The sequence below is a fragment of the Mesorhizobium sp. M7A.F.Ca.US.014.04.1.1 genome, assembly GCF_003998745.1.
Classification (GTDB): domain Bacteria; phylum Pseudomonadota; class Alphaproteobacteria; order Rhizobiales; family Rhizobiaceae; genus Mesorhizobium; species Mesorhizobium ciceri.
The window spans coordinates 1-1854 of the sequence record NZ_RZRW01000835.1 but is presented as its reverse complement, the minus strand read 5'-3'; the positions used below and the strand labels follow the sequence as shown (position 1 = coordinate 1854).

The 1854-nt window shown below is 61.9% G+C and carries 3 protein-coding genes; all 3 read left to right on the top strand.

Annotation, left to right across the window (positions count from 1 at the left end; genetic code table 11):
- Nucleotides 1–175: 175 nt before the first annotated feature.
- The 3 genes from EOA22_RS32090 (at nt 176) to EOA22_RS32080 (ending at nt 1804) form a co-directional block, all read left to right on the top strand.
- Nucleotides 176–394 carry a hypothetical protein gene (locus tag EOA22_RS32090; protein ID WP_013531393.1) on the top strand — a complete coding sequence of 73 codons (219 nt, stop codon included), beginning with the start codon at nt 176–178 and terminating at the stop codon, nt 392–394.
- A gap of 558 nt (nt 395–952) precedes the next feature.
- Nucleotides 953–1258: a BA14K family protein gene (locus EOA22_RS32085; RefSeq protein ID WP_013531394.1), complete on the top strand. Its 306-nt coding sequence runs from the start codon at nt 953–955 to the stop codon at nt 1256–1258.
- Between the two features lie 186 nt (nt 1259–1444).
- Nucleotides 1445–1804: a hypothetical protein gene (locus EOA22_RS32080; protein WP_013531395.1), complete on the top strand. Its 360-nt coding sequence runs from the start codon at nt 1445–1447 to the stop codon at nt 1802–1804.
- The last annotated feature ends 50 nt before the right edge of the window (nt 1805–1854 follow it).

The window sequence follows — 1854 nt, the reverse complement described above, 5'->3', positions numbered from 1 at the left end:
TAGGGGAATAGGGGAATAGGGGGCGACGGGTCATTGGTGTCCTTGCCGTCGCCGCGCTGGCGTCAACGGCGTCCCACAAAAAATCTCCTCAACCTTTCGAACCTTTTGCTGCGCCGCGCCGACTGATGGTCAGAGGCGAATGGGTCGCCTCGATCAAAAGATCCAGGAGATCATCATGTTCAAGCGCACTCTTACCTCGGGCCTCGTCGCCATCTTCGTCGCCACCGGCGCGCTCGCCGGCACTGTCGGCACGTCGTCAGCCCACGGCATGCATGGCCATCATCATCACCACCACAACCATCACAAGAAGCACTTCAAGAAGTTCTGGTGGAAGCACTACAACCACCACCACAACCATCACCACAGGCACGGCAGGGTGATCATTTTCCTTTGATGGAGGGACCCAATTCCCCAAGAGGGCGGCTTCGGCCGCCCTTTTTGCGTTCGGCGATCACCTTGTGAAGTAGGGCGGCAAAGCTGCTGATCCCCGGCAAGCTACGGCATGCACACATTTCCAAGCAACTGGTCTTTGGCGATAGAGTGCATGGCAGCTTGGCGCATGCATTGCCTATGCGGCGCTGGTCCCGCTCCGTCTCGGCTTCGCCGAGCCAACGCTCGCCCACCAACGCTCCTTTCCTTTCCCTCCGGAGGGGGGAAGGTGGCGCTGCGAAGCAGCGACGGATTGGGGGACCCACCCGGCAATCGGGCCTCGGGCCGATCAGTCACCCCAGTCATAGCAGATATGTGCGTGGCATAGCCCCCAGCAAGTGGGGGAGATTGGCCGCATCAACGTCCTCGCCAACCCTTTCCAGTCGCCGTCAGCGTGGACCTCGGTCCATCCGATTTCCCAGCTCCAGAAAAATCAAAAAAGTTCGAACCTTTTTCCTGGCTGTGACGACAGATGATCAAGAGGCGGATGGATCGCCTCGGTCAACGAAGCAAGGAGATCGTCATGTTCAAGAACACACTCGTTTCCGGCCTTATCGCCACCGCCGTCGCCGCCGCCACGCTGGCCGGCACCGTGCAGCCTTCGGCCGCCCACAGCCATCACCACAACCGCGAAATCGGCATCGGCATTGCTGCCGGCGTCGGCGGCTTCGTCCTCGGCAGCCTGCTCGCCCAGCCGCGCACCGTCTATGTCGACGAAGGCGGTGGCTCGTGGCATGTCCGCCGCTGCTACGATCGCTATGCCAGCTACGACGCGGACTCCGATACCTATCTCGGCCACGACGGATACCGCCACTATTGCCGTCTCTGAGGGGAGGACCCGTTCAGCAACAGAGGGGCCCATGCGAGCCCCTCTTCTGTTGTCTGGATGGTAGCGGTGCGTGCTCCATCGGCCGCTTCAGCGCAGAACTGAAGGGATTGGTCCGGCGACAGATCGGACAGTGTACAGAGATTTTCCGAGCGTCTATCCTGGACCGCGAAACGCGGGGAGAGACCCTTGGACGAGCAGGACCCCAGGGAAGACCTGGTCGAAACGGTTTTCCGCAACGGCACCGTCACCACCGTCGGCATCCTGCTGGCGTTTTCGCTGGGCTTCATCACCCATTGGGCCGCCAACCCGATCCCGTGGCAGACCTACCATCTTGTCGCCGTCCTGCCGATCCTGGCCGGCATTGCCTTGCAGATGCGGGCGCTCTCGCTGCTGCTCGACACGAAATGCCTGCAGCGGCGCATCTATGAACGCGCCAACCGCATCTTCATGGCCGGCCTGATATTCACCGCCTGCGGCGTCGGCATGGCCATCCTTCTCGATTTCTTCGATATCGCGACCAGGAGCGCGCTGCCCGGGGCGGGCTGATCAGCCGGCTCGCACGCCGCCGATCATCCTGGTCACCTCGGCTGCCGCAT